Source organism: Brucella sp. NBRC 14130, assembly GCF_040371715.1.
In the GTDB taxonomy this organism is placed as follows: Bacteria; Pseudomonadota; Alphaproteobacteria; order Rhizobiales; family Rhizobiaceae; genus Brucella; species Brucella intermedia.
This window is the reverse complement of sequence record NZ_BAABTE010000010.1, coordinates 1-21726: the sequence shown is the minus strand read 5'-3', so window position 1 is coordinate 21726 and position 21726 is coordinate 1. Positions and strand designations below refer to the sequence as shown.

The following is a 21726-nucleotide window of genomic DNA, read 5'->3' as shown; positions in this document are numbered from 1 at the left end:
TGAAGAACACGTCTAAAGAGCCGCCTCAAGCAGGATTTGCTTCAACTATCGAGCCAGCGCCAAAGCAAAGCGATTGGCAGAGCCGTCAAGCAGATGGATGGCAGCGACACGTCATCGTTGCCGGACGTCACAAGCATCTCGACCATCGCGTCAGATCCTTCCTCCATCTTCAATCCGGCCGGGCAGCAGCGTCGTCTCGCGCATGCCCGGTTCATGGTCTTCGCGACCAAGACAGGCTCCTTCCCATGACAACATTTTGCACGATGACATCAAACTCTCACCGCGGCCCTTGGCGGCTTGGACCTGCAACCGACGCGCAAGGGGAAGTTCGCTCGTGAAATCGCTGAGAAACTGGATCATCGCGATCGTTGTCATCGCTGTCGTTGGCGGCGCCTATTACGCCCTGCGCATTTATGACGGCTCGGGGCTGCCGGCAGGGATCGCTGGCGGGAACGGCCGCATCGAGGCGACCGAAATCGACATTTCCACGAAGACCCCCGGACGCATCAAGGAGATTCTGGTCGACGAAGGCGCGTTCGTCAGCGCAGGCCAGGTGCTCGCCGTCATGGATACCCAGCAGCTCGAGGCGCAGAAAAAGCAGGCCGAGGCCTCGCTGCAGCGCGCGGTGATCAGCGTCGATACCGCAAAAAGCCTTCTGTCCCAGCGCGAGGCGGAGCGGGAAGCTGCCGCTGCGGTGATCGGCCAGCGCGAAGCTGAACAGGACGCCGCAGAGCGGAAACTCGCCCGCACCGAACAGTTGATCAGAACCAATACGACCTCGCAGCAGACGCTTGATGACGACCGCGCGGCAGCGCAAAGAGCACGCGCAGCCGTTGCGGCGGCAAAGGCGTCGCTGTCCGCCTCAGAGGCTGCCATCGGCGCGGCCAAGGCCCAGATCATCGATGCGGAGGCCTCCGTCGTGGCGGCCCAGGCAGCGATTGAAAGCATCGTCGCGGATATCAACGACAGCACGCTGAGGTCGCCGCGAGAAGGCCGTGTGCAATATCGCGTCGCGCAGCCCGGTGAAGTGCTGTCGTCAGGAGGCCGCGTCCTCAACATCGTCGATCTGAGCGACGTTTACATGACCTTCTTCCTGCCGACCGAGCAGGCGGGCCGCATTCAGATCGGATCCGAAGTTCGTCTGGTTCTCGACGCCGCTCCCCAGTACGTCATCCCCGCTACGGCAAGCTTCGTGGCGGACGTCGCACAGTTCACGCCGAAGACGGTCGAGACCGAGGAGGAGCGCCAGAAGCTGATGTTCCGCATCAGGGCCAAGATATCCCCCGACCTGCTGCGCGAGCATATCCAGTATGTCAAGACAGGGCTTCCTGGCATGGCCTATGTCCGCATCGCACAGGATGCCGAATGGCCCGCTCACCTCACCGAGGCTCTGGTCAAATGAGCAGCCTTTCGCCAGGAGAGCACGATGCAAAGACGCTCTCTCCCCCTGTTGTGACGGTCAAGGCTGTCAGTCTGTCCTATGGCAAGACGCGGGCGCTCGACGCCGTCAGTCTCGACATTCCTGCCGGGATCATGGTCGGATTGATCGGTCCCGACGGTGTCGGAAAATCCAGTCTGCTCAGCCTGATCGCCGGCGCTCACAAGATCCAGGACGGCCATGTCGAGGTTCTGGGCGGCGACATCGCCAGCAAGAAGCATCGTGACCGGACCTGCCCACAGATCGCCTACATGCCGCAGGGTCTCGGCAAGAACCTCTACCCGACGCTTTCCGTCTTCGAGAATATCGAATTCTTCGCGCGGCTGTTCGGGCAGGACAAGCGCGAGCGCGAGCAGCGCATCGGCGACCTGCTCGAGCGCACCGGGCTGGCGCCCTTCCCTGACAGACCGGCCGGCAAACTCTCCGGCGGCATGAAACAGAAGGTCGGGCTCTGCTGCGCGCTGATCCATGACCCCGATCTTCTGATTCTCGACGAACCCACCACCGGCGTGGATCCGCTGTCGCGCCGGCAGTTCTGGGAGCTGATCGACGATATCCGCCGCGACCGCCCGTCGATGAGCGTGATCGTTGCGACCGCCTATATGGAGGAGGCACAGCGCTTCGACTGGCTGGTGGCCATGGATGACGGCAAGATCCTTGCGACCGGCACGCCCGACGAGTTGCTCGCGCGAACGGGTGCCGCCAACCTCGATGCCGCTTTCGTCGCGCTCCTTCCGGAAGAGCGACGTCGCGGCCACCACGAGGTCGTCATACCGCCCCGATCCGAGGAGAACCAGGCCGACTTCGCCATCGAAGCCGAACACCTGACCATGCGTTTTGGGGATTTTACCGCGGTCGACAATGTCAGCTTCCAGATCCCGCGCGGTGAAATCTTCGGGTTCCTCGGCTCCAATGGCTGCGGCAAGACCACCACGATGAAGATGCTGACCGGCCTTCTGCCGGCAAGCGAAGGCACCGCGAAGCTGTTCGGCCACGAGGTCGACCCCAATGATATCGAGGTGAGGCGCAAGGTCGGCTATATGAGCCAGGCCTTTTCGCTCTACAGCGAACTCACGGTTCGCCAGAACCTCGATCTGCATGCGCGGCTGTTCAACCTGCCACCCGACGAAATCCCGGCGCGCATCGCCGAGATGGCCGAACGCTTCGATCTCAACGAGATCATGGATGCCCTGCCCGATGCGCTGCCACTCGGAATCCGGCAGAGACTGTCCCTTGCCGTGGCGATGATCCACGCCCCCGACATCCTGATCCTCGACGAACCGACATCGGGAGTCGATCCGGTGGCGCGGGACGGGTTCTGGCAGATCCTCTCCGACCTGTCGCGCAAGGACGGCGTCACCATCTTCGTTTCGACCCATTTCATGAACGAAGCCGAGCTTTGCGACCGTATCTCGCTCATGCATGCCGGCAAGGTTCTCGTCAGCGATACGCCGCGCGCCATTGTCGAAAAGCGGTCCGCCGGGACATTGGAAGAGGCCTTCATTTCCTACCTGGAAGAGGCCATCGGTGAGGCTTCAGCTGCGCCCGCCCCAATCGCGCAGCGTGAAGAGGCGGATGAAGTCATCGCCCCCCAAGCGGCTTCATCCGCCAACTCCACCTTCAACCTGCGCCGCATGTTTGCCTATACCCGGCGTGAGGCGCTGGAACTGCGCCGCGATCCGATCCGCGGGACGCTCGCCATCCTTGGCAGTGTCATCCTCATGTTCGTCGTCGGATTTGGCATCAACATGGATGTCGAAAACCTGGCGTTTGCCGTTCTCGACCGGGACGACACGACGATCAGCCGCGACTACACGCTTCAGATCGCCGGATCGCGCTATTTCACGGAGAAGGCGCCGATCATCGACTACAATGACCTCGACCGGCGCATGCGCAACGGCGAACTCAGCCTCGCCTTGGAGATACCGCCAGGCTTCGGGCGCGATGTCGCGCGCGGCAGCAAGGTCGAGATCGGCGCCTGGATCGACGGCGCGATGCCTTCACGAGCCGAAACGGTGCGGGGCTATGTGCAGGGCATGCATCAGACATGGCTGACCCAGAAGGCGCGTGAACTCTACGGAGACGCGGCAACGACCGGCAACTTCCAGATCGCCCTTCGCTACCGCTACAATCCGAGTGTCGAGAGCCTCAAAGCCATGGTGCCGGCCGTCATTCCGCTGCTTTTGATGATGATCCCGGCCATGCTCGCGGTTTTGAGCGTGGTGCGCGAAAAGGAGCTGGGGTCGATCATCAACTTCTACGTGACGCCCGTCACCCGCATCGAGTTCCTGCTCGGCAAGCAGTTGCCTTATATCGCGCTCGCCATGCTCAACTTCTTCATGTTGACGGCATTCGCAGTCTTCATCTTCGATGTACCGCTGACCGGCAGCTTCCTGACGCTGACGGGTGCGGCTCTTCTGTACGTCACGGCGGCGACCGGGCTCGGACTGCTGATCTCCACCTTCATGAGCAGCCAGATCGCCGCGATTTTCGCAACCGCGCTGATCACGCTCATTCCGGCCGTCCAATATTCCGGCATGATCGATCCGGTGTCGTCCCTTCAGGGAGCAGGCGCCTATATCGGCCAGATCTATCCGACGACCTATTTCGTGACGATCGCGCGGGGCACGTTCTCCAAGGCGCTGGAGTTCAAGGATCTTGCGGCGTCTTTCATTCCGCTGCTGATCGCTGTCCCGGTTCTTCTTGCCAGTGGCGCGGCGCTCCTCAAGAAACAGGCGGGGTGATCCATGCGCTTGGCCAATATCGCCCAACTCGGCGTCAAGGAGCTCCGCGGTCTCGCCCGAGACCCGATGCTCGTCGTCCTGATCCTTTATGCCTTCACCCTGTCAGTCTATACGGCATCGACCTCCATGCCCGAGACGCTCAACAAGGCTGCCATCGCCATCGTCGATGAGGACCAGTCACCCGTCTCGTCCCGCATCCTGACCGCCTTCTACCCGCCGTATTTTTCCATCCCGAAGATCATATCGCAGCACGACATGGACAGCCGCATGGATGCGGGCATCGATACCTTCGCCCTCGACATCCCGCCTAATTTCCAGCGCGATCTGCTCGCCGGCAGAGCGCCCACGATCCAGCTCAATGTCGATGCTACACGCATGTCGCAGGCATTCAGCGGCGGCGGCTATATCCAGTCCATCATCTCCAGCGAAGTCAGCGAATATCTCAACCGCTACAGGGGAGGAAGCGACGTTCCCGTCGATCTCACTCTGCGTTCCCGCTTCAACCAGGAGCTCAACAAGGGCTGGTTCGGCGCCATCACTAATGTGATCTCGTCGATCACCATGCTCTCGATCGTGCTGACCGGTGCGGCCCTGATACGCGAACGCGAACATGGTACGATCGAGCACCTGCTTGTGATGCCGGTGACGCCGACGGAGATCATGCTGAGCAAGATCTGGTCGATGGGGCTCGTCGTCCTTGTCGCTTCGGCCGTGTCGATCGTGTTCGTGGTGCAGGGCGTTCTCCAGGTGCCGATCCAGGGTTCTGTCGGTCTTTTTCTCGCAGGCGCGGCGCTGCAACTCATCGCCACCACATGCATGGGGATCTTCCTGGCGACGGTCGCCGGTTCCATGCCGCAGTTCGGCCTGCTGCTGATGCTAGTCCTGCTTCCACTTCAGGTCCTGTCGGGCGGCGTCACGCCGCGCGAAAGCATGCCGCTGATCATCCAGGATATTATGCTGGCGGCGCCTAACACTCACTTCGTGATCCTGGCTCAGTCCATTCTGTTTCGCGGAGCGGGCTTCGACGTTGTCTGGCCGCAGTTGCTGGCGCTGGTGCTGATTAGCGCGGCGCTTTTCGTCCTTGCCCTGCGCCGCTTCCGAAGCTTCCTGCGATAGGCAAAGGTTGGGCCACGATGACCGTGAGACGTAATCCGAGCCGCTTTAATTGAAAGGCATACCATTAAATCCGCAACAGGAGAAACCTAGCCATGCAAGAACACATGAGGGCTGCGGTCGTTCATGAATTCGGTGCGCCGCTGACGATTGAAAGCGTTCGGGTACCCGTGCCCGGACCTGGGGAACTGCTGGTCAAAGTGATGGCCTGTGGCGTGTGCCATACCGATCTGCACGCCGCCTCCGGCGACTGGCCGGTCAAACCATCCCCGCCCTTCATTCCCGGCCACGAGGTTGCCGGTACCGTGGCGGCTATCGGCCCGGGCGTGACGGACTTTACGATCGGCGATGCGGTCGGCATCGCATGGCTGCACGACGCATGCATGCGATGCGAACACTGCGAGACGGGTTGGGAAACGCTTTGCGAACATCAGCACAACACGGGTTACAGCTGTGATGGAGGTTTCGCGGAATATGCGATCGCCAACGCTGCATTCGCCGCAAGACTGCCCGGCAATGTCGACTTCGCAGCCGTGGCGCCCATACTGTGCGCGGGCGTGACGACCTACAAGGGGCTCAAGGAAACCGAAGTCCGACCCGGCCAGTGGGTGGCGATCTCGGGCATCGGTGGCTTGGGCCAGGTCGCCGTTCAATATGCCAAGGCTATGGGATTGAAGGTGATTGCACTGGATATCGCGCCTGAAAAGCTTGCGCTTGCCAAGCAGGCCGGGGCCGATCTGGCTCTCGATGCACGGCATCCCGATGTGATTAGGGACGCACTCCAGGCAACAGGTGGCGGGGCACACGGCGTTTTGGTCACCGCCGTCTCACCGCCGGCATTCACGCAGGCGCTTCATCTGGTTCGACGAAAGGGCACTGTTGCCCTTGTTGGATTGCCACCTGGCGAGTTCCCGACGCCCATTTTCGATGTCGTGTTGAAACGCATAACCGTGCGGGGCTCCATCGTCGGCACGCGCCGGGATCTCGATGAGGCCATCGCCTTTTTTGCTGAAGGCAAAGTCAAGGCGCATGTCACCCCAGCGCCGCTTGAAGAGATCAACCGGATTTTTGAGGAGCTCAAGGCTGGCCGTGTGGAGGGCCGCGTCGTGCTCGACATGGCAGGCAAAGCCGCCTGATCAGATCAAGGCCGCGTTTCGAAAGGGGATGCACATGATTACGTCTGACATCATGACCCGCGACGTCGCAACGATCAGTGTGGATGCTCATGTGCGCCACGCTGTTTCCGTGATGCTGGAGCGCGGCGTCAGCGGTCTGCCGGTAACCGACAGCGAGGGAAACCTTGTCGGGATCATCACCGAAGGCGACCTGATGTCGCGCAAAGAAATCGGCAAGTCTTTGCTCGGGCGGCAGAACCATCCGATGACCGATGAGCAAGATCTCAAAAACTACATCCGATCCAATAGCTGGCGCGTTGGTGACGTCATGACAGCGGAGGTCGTGACGGTCGCCGCTTCCACTCCGTTGGCGACGGTGGCCGAAACCATGCTGAGCCGCAACATCAAGCGTATTCCGGTAACGTCCGACCGCGCGGTTATCGGGATCGTCAGCCGCCGCGACCTTTTAAAGGCGACCTCCTTTTCCGGTATCGAACACATTGCGCGTGGAAACGAAGGTATCAGGCTTGCAGCCTCGGCGCGTATCCGCAATGACCTCGGATTTGATCCGGTCAGGCTGAACATCGACGTACACGACGGGACGGTTGCGGTTGCCGGAGCGGATTTGACGGAGCTCCAGTTCAGGGCGGTGCAATGCGTTGTTGAGGGCATACCCGGGGCAAGCTTTCTCAAGCAAACGACTTGATAATGCTTTCGCGTAAATGAATTTGAACAGTATTGGAATTTGGAGTTCGGCACTGAGATGCAGGTGCTCGAACAGATGGACCATCAAGGCAGCGCTTGAGCGTCTTTCGCAGCGTTAGCGACGATTCCGACCATAGTAATCAAGACTTGTAAGGGCGCGATGACACCCAAAATGCACCTGCATTAGTCATCAGCCGTTGACTCAGATCAATTCCTCGACCTATAATACAGGCAACGGTCGTTTTTCTTCGCCTGCACCCAGAGGCTTTCTCCGTTCCGAGCAAGTCGCAACCGCCCGCGAAGCTTGAATATCGACTGTTTCTCGGAGGGGTTTATGAGCGATATTTCTGAAGCATCGACGGAACGTCAGTTCCGGTTTCCAACCGCATTCACGATCCTGTTCGGCCTGATCGTTCTGGTCGCGGCACTCACGTGGATCATACCAGCCGGGCAGTACGACCGCGTGCAGAACGCTGCCCTGAACAAACAGGTGCCGGTCGCAGGCACGTATGCGGTGACCGAGCCGACGCCCCAGGGGATATTCGACATCATCATGGCGCCGATCCGCGGGTTCTACGACCCTGCAGCCGGCACGGCAAACGCCATCGACGTCGCTCTTTTCGTTCTAGTGATTGGCGGATTCATCGGGGTCGTCACCTCGACAGGCGCGATCAATGCCGGAATCGAGCGCGCTATGGCCAAGCTCAAGGGACGGGAAAAGTGGATGATCCCGTTCCTGATGGCGCTGTTTGCCTTCGGCGGCACCACCTACGGAATGGCCGAAGAAACGCTCGCATTTTATATGCTGCTGATCCCGATCATGATCGCCGCGCGATATGACGCGGTTACCGCCGTCGCCATCATCCTCCTTGGAGCAGGCGTTGGCGTCCTGGGGTCCACGGTCAACGCATTTGCCACCGTTATCGCCTCTGACGCGGCCGGCGTGCCGTTCACGCAAGGTCTGATCCTGCGCGTCGTCATTCTCGGGCTGACCTGGCTCGCCTGCGTCGCCTACGTCATGCGCTATGCGGAACGGGTTCGGCTCGATCCCGCCAAATCGCTCGTCTACGACATGAAGGTCGAGAACGAGAAGTTTTTCCTCAGCGCTCATCACGAGGGGACGATCGACTTCACCCTGGTACACAAGGTTGTCCTTGCGGTCTTCGGCATCACCTTCGTGGTGATGATCTGGGGTGTGCTCAAGGGCGGATGGTGGATGGGCGAGATGAGCGGCCTCTTCCTCGCCTCCGCAATTGTCATAGGCGTCATTGCGCGAACGGGCGAGAAGAACTTCACGGATGCCTTCGTCAACGGCGCACGCGATTTGCTTGGCGTTGCCCTGATCATCGGCTTGGCGCGCGGTATCGTCGTCATCATGGATGCCGGCAAGATCACCGATACGATCCTACACTGGGCAGAGGTCTCGGTTGCCGGGCTGGGCAAAGTCGCCTTCATCAACGTGATGTACTGGCTCCAGATCCTGCTGTCGTTCTTCGTGCCGTCGTCGTCGGGTCTTGCGGTCCTGTCGATGCCGATCATGGCTCCGGTCGCCGATTTTGCCGGCGTGGGGCGCGATCTGGTCGTCACCGCCTATCAGTCGGCCAATGGCATCGTGAATCTCATTAATCCGACCTTCGCCGTGGTCATGGGGGCGCTCGCCATAGGACGTGTCCCATACGAACGGTGGCTGCGCTTCATGTGGCCGCTTCTCGTGATCCTCACCGTCATCATCATGGCGAGCCTCAGCATCGCCGCCATCATCGTCTGAAGGAGATTGTTATGCCCCACACCTACGGAGTTCATTCCGAGGTCGGCAAGCTTCGGCGCGTTCTGGTCCATCGACCTGGCGCAGCGCTTGCCCGGCTCACCCCGTCGAATTGCCACGAACTGCTCTTCGACGACGTCATCTGGGTCAAGCAGGCCCGCGTCGAGCATCTGACCTTCGTGGACGCCATGCGCCATCGCGGCGTCGAGGTCGTGTTTCTGCGCGAGATGCTGGTAGAAACGCTACAGATTCCCGAGGCTCGCCGCTGGCTTCTTGAACGGCGGGTCAATGACGACACGGTTGGCGTGGGCTTCGCCGATGATCTCAGGGCGCATCTGATGGAGATCGAGGCGGACGCCCTTTCTCTGATCCTGCTGGGCGGACTGAGCAAGGCGGAGCTACCGATCAAAAGCGCCGGCCTTCTCGCCGAAACGCTGCGGCCGGAGGATTTTGTCCTGCCACCGCTTCCCAATCATCTCTTCACCCGCGACACGACCTGCTGGATTTATGGCGGCGTAACGCTCAACCCGATGCGCTGGAACGCGCGCAAGCTCGAAACCGTCAACATCGCCGCCATCTATCGCTTCCACCCGGATTTTCGCGACGCGGGCTTCCCGGTCTGGTGGGGCGATCCGGACAAGGACCACGGCCTTGCCACTCTGGAGGGCGGCGACGTCATGCCGATCGGCAACGGAACGGTTCTTGTGGGCATGGGCGAGCGGACGACACCGCAGGCCGTCGGCCAGCTCGCGCGATCCCTGTTCGAACAGGGTGGCGCGGAAAGAGTGATCGCCTGCAAACTGCCGATCGAGCGCGCCTCCATGCACCTCGACACCGTCTTCAGCTTCTGCGACCGCGATCTCGTGACGCTGTTTGCGGATGTCGCTCACAAAATCGAACCCTATTCCATTCGCCCGGGCGAGAGCGAAGGCACCATCGATGTGCGCAAGGAAGAGCGGCCGCTCGTAGAGGTCGCGGCCGAGGTGCTGGGGCTGAAGCAGTTGCGCGTGGTCGAGACGGGCGGCGATGCCTATGTCGCTGAACGCGAGCAATGGGATGACGGCAACAACGTCGTGGCGCTCGAGCCTGGCGTCGTCGTCGCCTACGACCGCAACACCTATACGAACACGCAGCTTCGCAAGGCAGGGGTCGAGGTCATCACCGTGCCGGGCGCCGAACTCGGCCGCGGCAGGGGTGGCGGCCATTGCATGACGTGCCCCCTCATCCGGGATCGGGTTTAAAGGAGGTCTATCATGCCCGTTAACCTGAGAGGTCGCAGTGTCCTGAAGCTGCTCGATTTCACGCCGGACGAGATCCGTTTCCTGCTCAAACTGTCAGCTTCGCTCAAGCAGGCGAAATACGGCGGCTACGAGGAGCAACGCCTGAAAGGCAAAAATCTCGCGCTGATCTTCGAGAAGGATTCGACGCGCACACGCACGGGTTTCGAGGTGGCCGCCTATGACCAGGGCGCCCACGTTACCTATCTCGGGCCAACCGGCACCCAGATCGGCAAGAAGGAGTCGATGAAGGATACCGCCCGCGTTCTCGGGCGGATGTATGACGGCATCGAGTATCGCGGCTTCGGACAGGACCAGGCTGAAACCTTGGCAGCCTATGCCGGCGTTCCGGTCTACAACGGACTGACCGACGAGTTCCATCCGACGCAGATTCTCGCCGATTTCCTGACCATGCGGGAATACACGCGCAAGCACCTCTCACAGGTCAGTTTTGCCTTCCTCGGTGATGCCGGCAACAACATGGGCAATTCGCTGCTTGCCGGTGCCGCACAGATCGGCATGGACATGCGTCTCGGCGCGCCGAAGGCGTGCTGGCCCGAAGAGGATCTCGTGCGGCAATGCCGGGAGATCGCAGCCAGGACGGGCGCGAAGATCACCCTGACCGAAGATGCTGCCGAAGCGGTAAAGGGCTGCGACTTTGTCTATACCGACGTCTGGGTGTCGATGGGCGAACCGGATTCGGTCTGGAAGGAACGCATTGAACTGCTCACACCCTATCGTGTCACCGCTGACATCATGGCGGCGACGGGCAATCCGCATGCGAAATTCATGCACTGCCTGCCCGCGTTCCACAATCGCGAGACCGAGATCGGCGAGAAGATCTTCCAGCAATACGGCATCGACAGCATGGAAGTAACCGAAGAGGTCTTCGAGTCCGAAGCGTCCATCGTCTTCGACCAGGCGGAAAACCGCATGCACACGATCAAGGCCCTGCTTGTCGCAACGCTGGGATCGTGACATGAGAGTGGTGGTGGCACTGGGAGGCAATGCGCTGCTCAAGCGCGGGGAGCCCATGACGGCTGACGCGCAACGCGCTAACGTTCGCAAGGCGGCCGCATCGATGGCCGATCTGGCGCGCGACCATGACATCGTGGTCGCCCATGGAAACGGACCGCAGGTCGGTCTCCTCGCCTTGCAGGCGGCTGCTTACAAGGACGTCGACCCCTATCCGCTCGACATCCTGGGTGCAGAGAGCGTCGGCATGATCGGCTATCTGGTCGAGCAGGAACTGACCAATGCGATGCCTGCGGGATCAAAGATAGCGACACTGCTGACCCAGATCGAGGTCGACCGGGACGATCCCGCCTTTTCTCACGCGGAAAAGCCGATCGGTCCGGTCTACACGCAGGATGAGGCGGTAAAGGCGAAAGAGGCATATGGCTGGCCGATGGTGGAAGAGGCGGAAGGCCGCTGGCGCCGGGTCGTCCCGTCACCACTACCTCAGCATATTACCCAGATCGAGACGATCAGGCTCCTTGTCGAGGCTGGCGTCACTGTCATCTGTGCCGGCGGTGGCGGTATCCCGGTCATGCGCGAAGCCGATGGGACGCTTCGGGGGTTGGAAGCGGTGATCGACAAGGACCGGGCGGCATGTCTGCTCGCCAAGGAGCTTGGCGCTGATGCTTTCCTGATGCTCACCGACGTGGACGCCGTTTATGAGGGGTGGGGAACAGCGGATAAACGACCGATCGGCAAAGCTACACCTACCGAATTGAACAGCGATGTGTTCGCGGCCGGGTCCATGCGACCGAAGGTGGAGGCGGCGTGCGATTTTGCAAACGCGGGCGGAATTTCCGGAATAGGCCGGCTTGAAGATGCGCGCGGGATTCTCGAAGGGCGACAAGGCACCTTGGTGACGCTTCAGGCGATCAATCAAGCGAGCTGATATCACAAGGAGATCGCTTTATGGGATAAGGCTGATCTGATCGTCACGGGAATATCGCGCAACGAAACCGATGGTCGATCCTTATTGGGCAGCACGACGACGTCTCTTTTGCGAGAGAGCGGACTGCCCGTGCTTGTGGTGAAAAAGAAGTCGGTCGATACAGGCGACCGGATTGTCGTCGCGACCGATGTTTCCGCGGCTGCGTCTGCCGTGCTCGAAACCACTGTCAGGTTCTTCCGACCTGAAACCCTTATTCTGTTCCATGCATTCGATCCTCCGTTCAAGAACTGGGTCGAGAACAAAGAGGCTTACAGTCACCAGTTCTCACAAGATATCGCTCAACGAGCCAGAGACACCCTGGATCAATCTCTGATGACAGGCGCAGCTTGCCAGGTTCAAGTCGTCGCGCTGGAGGGCGATCCAGCGCGGCGACTGGCTGAATATGTCGACGATAACGATATTGATCTGGTGATTGCCGGTACAGAAAGCAGGAGCACGATCCTGAACTTGTTTATCGACAGTGTGGCAGGCAATATTCTCCATGAGGTCCAGTGCGACATCATGATCGTTCCCAGCCATGCTCATCTTTGAAGCATGCCGCAGGCATCGAACCTGACAAGATCCACGTCGTCCTGCGGGCACGTTTCGATAGTGAGAAGCCGAGCCCAAGGAGCCGGTGGGTCTCCGGCAAGGGGGCTCATGGTCATGAGGATTCCTCGCCGTGGACCGTCAGGGGTGGACCGTGAGCTATCGGGGCATCATGTGAAAGCCCGCTACGATCATTAGTTTCGCGATCGAAGATGCCTCAATGCCACCGGCTGTCTCAGGCGGCAACGAAGTCCCGCGTCTTCTTGTTGTAACGTCGGGTGATCCACTTTCGGATTTCGCTGAACCAAAGGACGCTGCTGCTCATCGCAAGGCAGAGCAACCATTGGTCAAGTGACAAAGGCAACGTTCCGAACGCGGCGTTGAGAAAGCTCACATTGACGACTGCTATCTGCAGGACAACAGACAAGCCGACCGCCGCCCAAAGCCACCTGTTCGCGAACAGTTGGCTGAACGCACTGCTGGATTCTGATCGGGCGCTGAAGCAATTGAACAGTTGGGCGAAAACCAACACGGTGAACCCCGCCGTGCGTGCTCGTTCCAGGCTCTGAGACCCTTCGATGAGCCCGCCGGGCAGATAGAGATCCATGGTCAGAAGCGTTGCCAGCGCCATCACCAGGCCGAGCGCGATAACGCTCCGCCACATTTGCGCGTCGATTGCGTGCTCGGTGGATTTGCGAGGCGGTCGCGCCATGACGTCGTCCGTTTCCGGATCGATACCCATGGCAAGAGCAGGGCCGGAGTCCGTGATCAGATTGATCCAGAGGATTTGAGTTGCCAGCAGCGGAAGAACCAGTTCGCCGCCGCCGGCGTCAGCCAATCCTATCACGCCCGCCCCGATGACGCCGAGGAACACGGTCAGCACCTCGCCCATATTGGAAGACAAGAGATAACGCAGGAATTTACGGATATTGTCGAAGATCCCGCGCCCTTCCTGCACTGCGTCGACGATGGTGGCGAAATTGTCGTCGGCCAGCACCATATTGGCCGCTTCCTTGGTAACTTCCGTCCCGTTGATCCCCATTGCGATGCCGATATCCGCCGCCTTCAACGCCGGCGCGTCGTTGACACCGTCGCCCGTCATCGCCACGACATTGCCATCGGCCTGCAGGGCATCGACGATGCGCAGCTTGTGCACGGGAGCGACGCGGGCATAGACCGAAATCGTGCGAACCGCCGCCGCGAAGGTGGCATCGTCCATGGCGTCGAGATCGGCCCCGGTCAAAGCCTTCGCGCCGTGATCGACGATGCCAAGCAAAGCGGCTATGCGCGATGCCGTACGCGGATGGTCGCCGGTGATCATCATCACGCGTATTCCGGCTCTGCGGGCTTTCGATATGGCGACGGCCGCTTCTTGCCGAGGCGGATCGATGATTCCGACCGTCCCGACAAAGATCAGATCATGTTCAAGGTCTTCGCCCTCCTCCGTGCCTTCCCCATCGGCCAGCGGCCGATAGGCGACCGACAGAGTGCGCAAGGCGTCGTCGGACAGCCGTTCAACTTCGGCGGCGGCATGCGCGCGCTGTCCGGCGTCGAATGGAACGACATCCATACCGATCCGTACATGCGTGCAACGAGCCATCAGAACATCCGGTGCTCCCTTGGTCACGAGAATCCGCTCGCCGCCATGCTCATGGTCGATCTCGATGGTCGACATCATCTTGCGGTCTGAACTGAACGGAATTTCGTTGATGCGTTCGAAGCGTCGCCTGCGGCGGTCGGCAATTTCGAGCTTACGCTCGGCAACCAGAAAAGCGGCCTCGGTGGGATCGCCCTGAATTTCCCAGACTCCGTTCTCCGCCTGGCGCAGGGCAGCATTGCCAGCCAGACTGCCGCCGCTCAGAACCACGATCTGCTCGGCGCGCAGAGGCCCTTTGAAACCTCCACCGCTATCGACTTCCAGATCGCCGACTGGCGCATACCCGACGCCAGTGACACGACTGCTGCCGGACGCCGTTACGATGCGCTCGATGGTCATTTCGGATCGGGTCAGCGTTCCTGTCTTGTCCGAACAGATGACGGAGGCCGAGCCGAGCGTCTCGACCGACGAGAGCGTCTTGACCACGGCCTTTCGTCCCGCCATGCGTTGGACGCCAAGCGCGAGCACCAGGGACAATATGGCGGGGAGGCCTTCCGGGACTGCGGCGACGGCCAGCGAAACGCCCATCAGCAAAACGGAAATTACGTCGGAAGGGCCGTTGATGTCGGAAACCAGCAGCACTGTCGCGACCACGACGATGGCGATGGCGACAACGGCAATCCCGAGCGCGCGGCCGACGCGGGCGACCTCCTTCTGCAAGGGTGTCGTTTCCTCCTTGCTGGCGTCCAGCATCTGCGCAATGGCGCCGATTTCGGTCCGCATTGCGGTTCCGGTGACAATTGCACGACCGGTTCCCTGAACCACCGCTGTTCCTTTGAACACCATGCAGAATCGCTCGGCCAGCGGGGCAGGATTATGCAGAATGGCTGCATCCTTGAGGACGGCCTCGCTTTCGCCGGTGAGCGAGGCTTCCTGCACGCGAAGGCTTGCCGCGCTGAGCAACCTTGCATCGGCTCCGACGGCGTCACCCTCCTCAAGCAGCAGGATGTCGCCCGGCACAAGCTCGGCGCAGGGAATGCGCATTCGCTCGCCGTCCCTCAGAACGGAGGAGGTAACGGCTGTCATTCGCGCCAGCGCGGCAACGGCATCAGCAGCTCTTGTTTCCTGCACGAAACCAAGAACTGCATTCGCCAGAACCACCATGGCTATAACGATCGCGTCGATAGGCCAGCCCGCATGTCCGTCAATAATCCACGCTGCCAAGGCGATGACAATGGCACCAAGCAGCAGGTAAACGAGCGGATCCCGAAACTGGGAAAGCAGACGCTGCCAGACAGGAACCGGCGGCACCGCACGCAGTTCGTTGGGACCATTTTCTGCCAGCCGGCGTGCCGCTTCCGTCCCGGTCAGACCGCGCTCGGCGTGACTGGCGAGTTCGTCTACGACTTCCTCCGCGGCGCGGAGCGAGTAGTCATCCGGTGTCTGCGGCGCGCGACCACAGGAATTTCCGTCGCCCTTCATTCAGCAGTCCCTTCTATGATCTGTCCATGTCCCGTTTCCAGGCAGGGACCGACCAATTGATCAGCAGGCCTGCTGCGGAGACGTCGACCTCATGCCCATGAGGAGCGTTTCAGCTGCATCTGAGCTGGGAAGAATGTCATCGAGACAGATGACGACCTGTCATCAAGCCGCACAAGAGGCTACACGAATGATCCGCCCCGGCTTGGAAGCAATGCAAGGTAAGGGACCGAACGATATCAGCATTTTCCGGTTCCTGAGATGATTTCGTCAGCGATAAGGCCACGTCCAGTCCCGGATTTCGGGCATATCTTCCCCATGTTCATAGACGTAGGCCTTGTGCAAGACGAGTTTCTCCTGGAGCGCTGCAACGATCTCCGCTCCCTTTTCCTTCAGGACGGGAAGTCGCTCGACCGCCTCGATGGCCAGATGGAACCGGTCCAACTCGTTCAGAACGGCCATGTCGAAGGGCGTTGTTGTGGTGCCCTGCTCGATAAAGCCTCGCACATGAAAATTCGAATGATTGGTGCGTTTGTAGACCAGCCGGTGAATGAGGTACGGATAACCGTGATAGGCGAAGATCACCGGCCGGTCGCGTGTGAAGATGCGGTCGAATTTCTCGTCGGAAATTCCGTGCGGATGATGTTGCTGCGATTGTAAAGCCATCAGATCCACAACGTTGACGACCCGGACGCGCAGATGCGGCAAGGCCTGTCGCAAGAGATCGACGGCAGCCAGCGTTTCCATCGTTGGCACGTCGCCAGCGCAGGCCATCACGATGTCCGGCTCCAGCCCGTCCTCGGTCCCCGCCCATTCCCAGACACCGAGTCCCTCTTCGCAGTGTTTCTCGGCCTGGGCCATGCTCAGCCATTGCGGAGCGGGCTGCTTGCCGGCGACGATGACATTCACTCGGTCCCAGGTCTTCAGGCAATGATCACCGACCCACAGCAGCGTGTTTGCGTCCGGCGGCAAATAGACCCGGACGATGTCGGCGCTCTTGTTGACCACCAGGTCGATGAAACCGGGATCCTGATGGCTGAACCCGTTATGGTCCTGCCGCCAGACATGCGAGGTTAGAAGATAGTTCAGCGAGGAGATCGGCTTGCGCCATTCCAGTTCGCGTGAAACCTTCAGCCATTTGGCATGCTGGTTGAACATGGAATCCACGATATGGATGAAAGCCTCGTAGCAGGAGAAGAAGCCATGCCGGCCGGTGAGCAGATAGCCTTCGAGCCAGCCCTGGCATAGGTGCTCGGACAGCACCTCCATGACCCGCCCGTCGGGCGAGAGGTGATCGTCGCTCTCAAGTGTCTCAGCCATCCAGACACGGTTGGTCGCCTCGAACACGCTACCCAGACGGTTTGAGGCCGTTTCGTCTGGCCCGAACACTCGGAAATTCCGCTCAGTCTCGTTGAGGCGCAGGACATCGCGCAGATAATCACCAAGCACCTTCGTCGCCTGCGCTTCCGTGGCGCCGGCGTGGCTGACGTCGACTGCGTAACTCCGAAAATCGGGAGTGTTCAATTCCTTGCGCAGGGCACCGCCGTTGGCGCGAGGATTGGCGCCCATGCGCCTTGACCCTCTCGGGGCAAGCGCCTTGAGTTCCGGTTTCAGCGCGCCCTTTTCGTCGAAGAGATCCGCCGGATTGTAGCTGCGTAGCCACTCTTCGAGGATCCCGCGGTGCCCCTCGTCTTCACGGCAATTGGCGACCGGCACCTGATGCGAGCGCCAGTGGTTCTCGACCATCTTACCGTCCACGATCTTCGGACCCGTCCATCCCTTGGGGCTGCGTAAAATAATCATCGGCCATCGCGGACGCTCGGATGATAAGGAAGCTTTCTCGCGGATCGCGGCCAGACGGTCAAAAATAGTGTCGAGCACTCCTGCCATCTGTTCGTGCATTCCAGCAGGCTCGCTGCCTTGGACAAAGAACGGCTCGTAGCCGTAGCCGATGAAGAGATGCTTCAGTTCGTCGTCGGAAAGTCGCGCAAGCACGGTCGGGTTGGCGATCTTGTAGCCGTTAAGATGCAGGATCGGCAGGACAGCGCCATCGCGGGCCGGATTGACAAACTTATTGGAATGCCACGCGGTCGCGAGCGGGCCGGTTTCGGCCTCACCGTCGCCGACCACGCAAGCGACAACCAGATCGGGATTGTCGAGTGCGGCTCCATAGGCATGCACCAGAGCGTAACCCAGTTCCCCGCCCTCGTGAATCGAGCCCGGCGTTTCTGGAGCAGCATGGCTTGGAATGCCGCCTGGAAAGGAAAACTGCCGGAACAACCGCTTCATACCTTCCTCATCTTCCCCGACCTCGGGGTAGATTTCGGAGTAAACTCCCTCCAACCAGGTGTTGGCTACCATACCGGGGCCGCCGTGCCCCGGGCCGCAGATGTAGAGGACATCCTCATCGCGAGCGGCGATGATCCGATTCAGGTGTGCATAGATGAAGTTCAGGCCTGGCGTCGTGCCCCAGTGACCAAGCAGGCGCGGTTTGACATGCTCCGCTTTCAGCGGTTCGCGGAGCAAGGGATTGTCCATGAGATAAATCTGACCGACGGACAGGTAATTGGCAGCACGCCAGTAGCGGTCGATGAGTGACAGATTCCCGGCTTCAAGCGCCATGAGCTTTTCCTCGCTTTAGCTAAATTCGGTCGGACGAAACTCAGGTCTCCGATGGGGCGCGGCAAGCATGCAGGTATCGGAACCACAAGTAACAGGATCGCCCCACGCTATAGGCTGACGCTTCAATGGTCAACGATTGATGACAGTCGTCGACGCGCCAAGTCCAGAAGTGGCTAGACCGACTGAGTACCAGTCCAGTCTGACCGTCTTGACGCAACTGCCAGCTATTTTAAACAGACCATTTTACTGTATTACACCGTATGCAGCGCAATACTTGCTTCGCGGAATTTTTCTAATGTGTTGAACAGCAGCGCACTCTTCACCGAGGCTGCTGTGCGGGGCGAGCCTACGAAGGCATAGCTCTCGAAGATAATTTGCCATCGGCGATGGAGCGGATGAGAACGCTCGGCTTCGGATCATTCAAGACACCCGGATGGCCATCATAAATAGCTAGGATCATTTGGCGGACCTGTTGCGGATCGCTGTCGACTGGAACGGAGAACGAAATCTCGACGCGGCCGAACGGCTCCCCCGATGTCATGTTGCGAATCGTTTTTGTAATCAGTTCGGAATTGGGAACGATCAGTGTTGACCTGTCCGAAATCTGGATCTCTGTCGAGCGAACGCTGATTTTCTTGGCGTCGCCTTCCTCATCGCCCAATCGGACGGTGTCCCCGATCTTCAATGGGCGTTCTGCCAGCAGGATCAGACCGGAAATGAAGTTTTGCGTGATGGCCTGCAAGCCGAAGCCAATACCAACTGATAGTGCACTGACGACGAGGGCGATGCGTTCCATGCCGATGCCAAGCGTGCTTATCGTCCACAATCCCACCAGGATAAAGCCCGCATACTTGAACATGGTGAGGACCGAGTTGCGAGCGCCTTTATCGAGCTCGGTCGCAGGTAGGTAAGTGTGCTCAAGCCATTTACGAGCGAGCCGGACCGCGCCTAGCGATACAGCAAGGACGAGCACGGCACGTATCAGGGCACCAAACTCGAATGTCATGCCAACGATCGTGATGCTGGACACGTCTCCTAGAGCAGATCCTGTTCAATCCGGGTCATATCCGGCTGCCCTGAAGTAGTTGGCGCATTCTGCCGGTGTAAAGCGGGGCATCAAAGCACCGACCGCGTCCCAGAGGGCATCGATCTTCCGCTCTGAACCGCGCCGGGTTTGCCGGAGGCCATTTCGTTTGAGTTATGCGGCCATGGCTGTTTCGTCCAGCATGGCGTAATACCGCTCTTCAGCTTCGGCTGGCGGTATATTCCCGATTGGCTCGAGAAGCCGTCGGTGGTTGAACCAGATGCCGTAATGGGGCTCGGCGGCATCGTCATCGTTCAGCAAGTTGTGAACGGGCAGTTGATCTTGTCGTTGGCCTTGGCGCGCGTAGCGTGTCGGCAGGGTTGTGCCATGAGGCACCCCCCAGTTCGGTTCGAAAACGAAGGGCAAGGACATGGATTATTTTATCGGCCTCGACGTCTCGCTGGCGAGCACCGCCATCTGCGTTCTAAATGCTCACGGAAAGGTGGTGAAGGAAACCAAAGTGGAGACCGAGCCGGAGGCGCTGGCTGCGTTTCTGCGGAGTTTGTCCGGGAACGTGATAGTGGTTGGGCTGGAGGCGGGTCCGCTGTCGCAATGGCTTCACAAGCCCCTGACGGAGGGCGGCTTCGAGATGGTGCTGATGGAAACGCGGCAGGTGAAGGGCGCGCTGCAGGCGATGCCGATCAAGACCGATCGCCGTGACGCCGAAGGTATAGCCCGGCTTTTGCAGATGGGCTGGTTCCGCCCCGTGCATTGCAAGTCGGTGTCGGCCCAGGAAATGCGGGCGCTGCTGACTGCGCGTAAGGCAATCCAGCAGTCGACCATCGATCTTGAATTGTCGCTGCGGGGCGTTCTGCGCAACTTCGGACTGAAGATAGGCCAGGTCGGCAAGGGGCGCTTCGAGGCCCGTATCCGCGAGCTGATCGAGGGCAATCCGATGCTTGAAGCCGCGGCGAACCCGATCCTGCGGGCTCGTATGGAGTTGCGTAATGAGCTGGCTAAACTGGAGAAACAACTGTGTGATCTGGCCAAGGCCGATTCCGTATGTCGTCTGATGATGAGCATGCCGGGCGTTGGAGCAATCGTTGCTTTGACAGTACGCTCTGCCATCGATGATCCAGAGCGCTTCCGCTCCTCGAAGGATGTCGGCCCCTGGGCCGGTTTGACACCGAGACGCAATCAGTCTGGTGAGCGTGATGTCGTCGGCCAGATCACGCTGGCAGGCGACGCTGGTCTCAGAACCGCTCTCTATCAGGCCGCCACGGTGATGCTGAATCGTGGCAAACCCAATTGGCTGACGGCCTGGGCGTGGAAGGTGGCACAGCGGCGTGGAAAGAAGCGCGCAACGATTGGCTTGGCACGACGTATCGGTGTGGTGTTGCACCGGATGTGGCGGGATGGAAAGGCGTTTCGATTCACCCGCGAGGCGACCACTATGGGTGCCGCAACGTAACTGCTCTTCATCACCGGAGCTTTACCAGGAAGGATTAACAGGCCGCGCGTGAAGCGCTGGATCTTCGAGGTCCCACGCCGGGACGCGGTGCCCGATGACGCCGATGGGTCGACTGTAGCCGGGGCGATGGCTCCGAGCACGCGAACCAGATGGGCGCGCGGGAACTGCTCTTGGACCAGGCATGGTGTGGCGGCCGTCGCGCCGACCACGGACGGAAGCACCATCCCGGCTCGGGAAGACACTTGGAAATCAGTTGCCACGTTCGCCGCAGCAACGTTCTAAAATTGGGACGTAGAACTGGATCGCGAGCGGTTAGCCGCATCGTGTTGTGTTCGTGTGGCCCCAGGGTACTTGACACCAACCGCCCCATTACGGAAGTCGACCCATTCAAGAGTGGCGAATTCCACTGTCTCGAAGCTCCTCCATGGTCCACGCCGATGGATAACCTCGGCCTTGTAAAGACCGTTGATCGTTTCGGCGAGGGCGTTGTCGTAACTGTCGCCGACGCTTCCGACGGAAGGCTCGATTCCAGCTTCTGCCAATCGCTCGGAATAGCGAATGGACACGTATTGAACGCCCCTGTCCGAGTGATGCACGAGGCCGCCGCCATGAGCGGGACGCCGATCATGAAGAGCCTGCTCCAGGGCATCGAGGACAAAGCCTGCATGCGCCGTCCGGCTCGCCCGCCATCCAACGATGCGACGAGCGAAGACGTCGATGACAAAGGCCACGTAGACGAACCCCTGCCAGGTGGCGAGTGGAGTAAGAAGCGCAGATGCGCTTCTCCTCCCCGAACCGTACGTGCACCTTTCAGCGCATACGGCTCTCTGTTCAAGCTTGGCCCATGGCCATAGCAACGTCATGGTAATGCGACGTGACGGT

15 protein-coding genes and 2 pseudogenes are annotated in these 21726 nt (G+C 60.1%); 11 read left to right on the top strand and 6 right to left on the bottom strand.

Going from position 1 to position 21726, the window contains the following annotated elements:
• The first annotated feature begins 334 nt into the window (after positions 1-334).
• The 10 genes from ABWW28_RS19105 (at position 335) to ABWW28_RS19060 (ending at position 12654) form a co-directional block, all read left to right on the top strand.
• The gene (locus tag ABWW28_RS19105) at positions 335-1402 is read left to right on the top strand and encodes an HlyD family secretion protein (RefSeq protein WP_112830869.1); all 1068 of its coding nucleotides are present in this window, start codon (positions 335-337) and stop codon (positions 1400-1402) included.
• Positions 1399-4182: a ribosome-associated ATPase/putative transporter RbbA gene (gene rbbA, locus ABWW28_RS19100; protein ID WP_035226462.1), complete on the top strand. Its 2784-nt coding sequence runs from the start codon at positions 1399-1401 to the stop codon at positions 4180-4182. The genes ABWW28_RS19105 and rbbA overlap by 4 nt, the downstream gene beginning before the upstream one ends.
• 3 nt (positions 4183-4185) lie before the next feature.
• The gene (locus tag ABWW28_RS19095; protein WP_035226464.1) at positions 4186-5298 is read left to right on the top strand and encodes an ABC transporter permease; all 1113 of its coding nucleotides are present in this window, start codon (positions 4186-4188) and stop codon (positions 5296-5298) included.
• A gap of 92 nt (positions 5299-5390) precedes the next feature.
• The gene (gene adhP / locus ABWW28_RS19090; protein WP_353391772.1) at positions 5391-6431 is read left to right on the top strand and encodes an alcohol dehydrogenase AdhP; all 1041 of its coding nucleotides are present in this window, start codon (positions 5391-5393) and stop codon (positions 6429-6431) included.
• A gap of 34 nt (positions 6432-6465) precedes the next feature.
• A complete protein-coding gene (locus tag ABWW28_RS19085) occupies positions 6466-7116 on the top strand; it encodes a CBS domain-containing protein (RefSeq protein ID WP_162708344.1) in 651 nt (216 codons plus the stop codon).
• Positions 7117-7449: 333 nt separating this feature from the next.
• The gene (locus tag ABWW28_RS19080; protein ID WP_112830872.1) at positions 7450-8883 is read left to right on the top strand and encodes a YfcC family protein; all 1434 of its coding nucleotides are present in this window, start codon (positions 7450-7452) and stop codon (positions 8881-8883) included.
• A gap of 11 nt (positions 8884-8894) precedes the next feature.
• Positions 8895-10121: an arginine deiminase gene (gene arcA / locus ABWW28_RS19075; protein WP_112830873.1), complete on the top strand. Its 1227-nt coding sequence runs from the start codon at positions 8895-8897 to the stop codon at positions 10119-10121.
• Positions 10122-10133: 12 nt separating this feature from the next.
• Positions 10134-11135 carry an ornithine carbamoyltransferase gene (gene argF, locus ABWW28_RS19070; RefSeq protein WP_112830874.1) on the top strand — a complete coding sequence of 334 codons (1002 nt, stop codon included), beginning with the start codon at positions 10134-10136 and terminating at the stop codon, positions 11133-11135.
• Position 11136: 1 nt separating this feature from the next.
• Positions 11137-12063, top strand: a complete 927-nt coding sequence (arcC, locus tag ABWW28_RS19065) for a carbamate kinase (protein WP_112830875.1) — start codon at positions 11137-11139, stop codon at positions 12061-12063.
• A gap of 12 nt (positions 12064-12075) precedes the next feature.
• Entirely contained in the window at positions 12076-12654 is a 579-nt protein-coding gene (locus ABWW28_RS19060) for a universal stress protein (RefSeq protein ID WP_353391823.1), read from the top strand.
• A gap of 232 nt (positions 12655-12886) precedes the next feature.
• On the opposite strand, the gene ABWW28_RS19055 is transcribed toward ABWW28_RS19060, so the two are convergent.
• The 5 genes and pseudogenes from ABWW28_RS19055 to ABWW28_RS19035 all read right to left on the bottom strand — a co-directional run bounded on the left by ABWW28_RS19055 (position 12887) and on the right by ABWW28_RS19035 (position 19805).
• A complete protein-coding gene (locus ABWW28_RS19055; RefSeq protein ID WP_353391769.1) occupies positions 12887-15730 on the bottom strand; it encodes a cation-translocating P-type ATPase in 2844 nt (947 codons plus the stop codon).
• A gap of 267 nt (positions 15731-15997) precedes the next feature.
• Complete coding sequence (locus ABWW28_RS19050) at positions 15998-18349, bottom strand: phosphoketolase family protein (RefSeq protein WP_313014462.1); 2352 nt, start codon at positions 18347-18349, stop codon at positions 15998-16000.
• 346 nt (positions 18350-18695) lie between these two features.
• Positions 18696-19379 (bottom strand): mechanosensitive ion channel family protein, encoded by a 684-nt coding sequence (locus ABWW28_RS19045; RefSeq protein ID WP_151683215.1) that lies wholly within the window; start codon positions 19377-19379, stop codon positions 18696-18698.
• A gap of 21 nt (positions 19380-19400) precedes the next feature.
• Positions 19401-19520: pseudogene (locus tag ABWW28_RS19040) on the bottom strand (IS630 family transposase); the annotation flags it as partial.
• Positions 19521-19547: 27 nt separating this feature from the next.
• On the bottom strand, positions 19548-19805 hold the full coding sequence (locus ABWW28_RS19035; RefSeq protein WP_353391825.1) for a hypothetical protein: 258 nt from the start codon (positions 19803-19805) through the stop codon (positions 19548-19550).
• On the opposite strand from ABWW28_RS19035, the gene ABWW28_RS19030 reads away from it, so the two are divergent.
• The gene (locus ABWW28_RS19030; protein ID WP_353391767.1) at positions 19804-20844 is read left to right on the top strand and encodes an IS110 family RNA-guided transposase; all 1041 of its coding nucleotides are present in this window, start codon (positions 19804-19806) and stop codon (positions 20842-20844) included. The genes ABWW28_RS19035 and ABWW28_RS19030 overlap by 2 nt on opposite strands.
• 278 nt (positions 20845-21122) lie before the next feature.
• Here the strand turns inward: ABWW28_RS19030 and ABWW28_RS19025 are convergent.
• Positions 21123-21608 (bottom strand): annotated as a pseudogene (locus ABWW28_RS19025) (DDE-type integrase/transposase/recombinase); the annotation flags it as partial.
• Between the last annotated feature and the right edge of the window lie 118 nt (positions 21609-21726).

What these genes read in the sequence shown, in the direction of transcription:
- ABWW28_RS19050 (WP_313014462.1), bottom strand. Translation starts at nt 18,349, where the DNA reads ATGGCGCTTGAAGCCGGGAATCTGTCACTCATCGACCGCTACTGGCGT.
- argF (WP_112830874.1), top strand. Translation starts at nt 10,134, where the DNA reads ATGCCCGTTAACCTGAGAGGTCGCAGTGTCCTGAAGCTGCTCGATTTC.
- ABWW28_RS19080 (WP_112830872.1), top strand. Translation starts at nt 7,450, where the DNA reads ATGAGCGATATTTCTGAAGCATCGACGGAACGTCAGTTCCGGTTTCCA.
- ABWW28_RS19085 (WP_162708344.1), top strand. Translation starts at nt 6,466, where the DNA reads ATGATTACGTCTGACATCATGACCCGCGACGTCGCAACGATCAGTGTG.
- arcA (WP_112830873.1), top strand. Translation starts at nt 8,895, where the DNA reads ATGCCCCACACCTACGGAGTTCATTCCGAGGTCGGCAAGCTTCGGCGC.
- adhP (WP_353391772.1), top strand. Translation starts at nt 5,391, where the DNA reads ATGCAAGAACACATGAGGGCTGCGGTCGTTCATGAATTCGGTGCGCCG.
- ABWW28_RS19030 (WP_353391767.1), top strand. Translation starts at nt 19,804, where the DNA reads ATGGATTATTTTATCGGCCTCGACGTCTCGCTGGCGAGCACCGCCATC.
- arcC (WP_112830875.1), top strand. Translation starts at nt 11,137, where the DNA reads ATGAGAGTGGTGGTGGCACTGGGAGGCAATGCGCTGCTCAAGCGCGGG.
- ABWW28_RS19035 (WP_353391825.1), bottom strand. Translation starts at nt 19,805, where the DNA reads ATGTCCTTGCCCTTCGTTTTCGAACCGAACTGGGGGGTGCCTCATGGC.
- ABWW28_RS19095 (WP_035226464.1), top strand. Translation starts at nt 4,186, where the DNA reads ATGCGCTTGGCCAATATCGCCCAACTCGGCGTCAAGGAGCTCCGCGGT.
- ABWW28_RS19055 (WP_353391769.1), bottom strand. Translation starts at nt 15,730, where the DNA reads ATGAAGGGCGACGGAAATTCCTGTGGTCGCGCGCCGCAGACACCGGAT.
- rbbA (WP_035226462.1), top strand. Translation starts at nt 1,399, where the DNA reads ATGAGCAGCCTTTCGCCAGGAGAGCACGATGCAAAGACGCTCTCTCCC.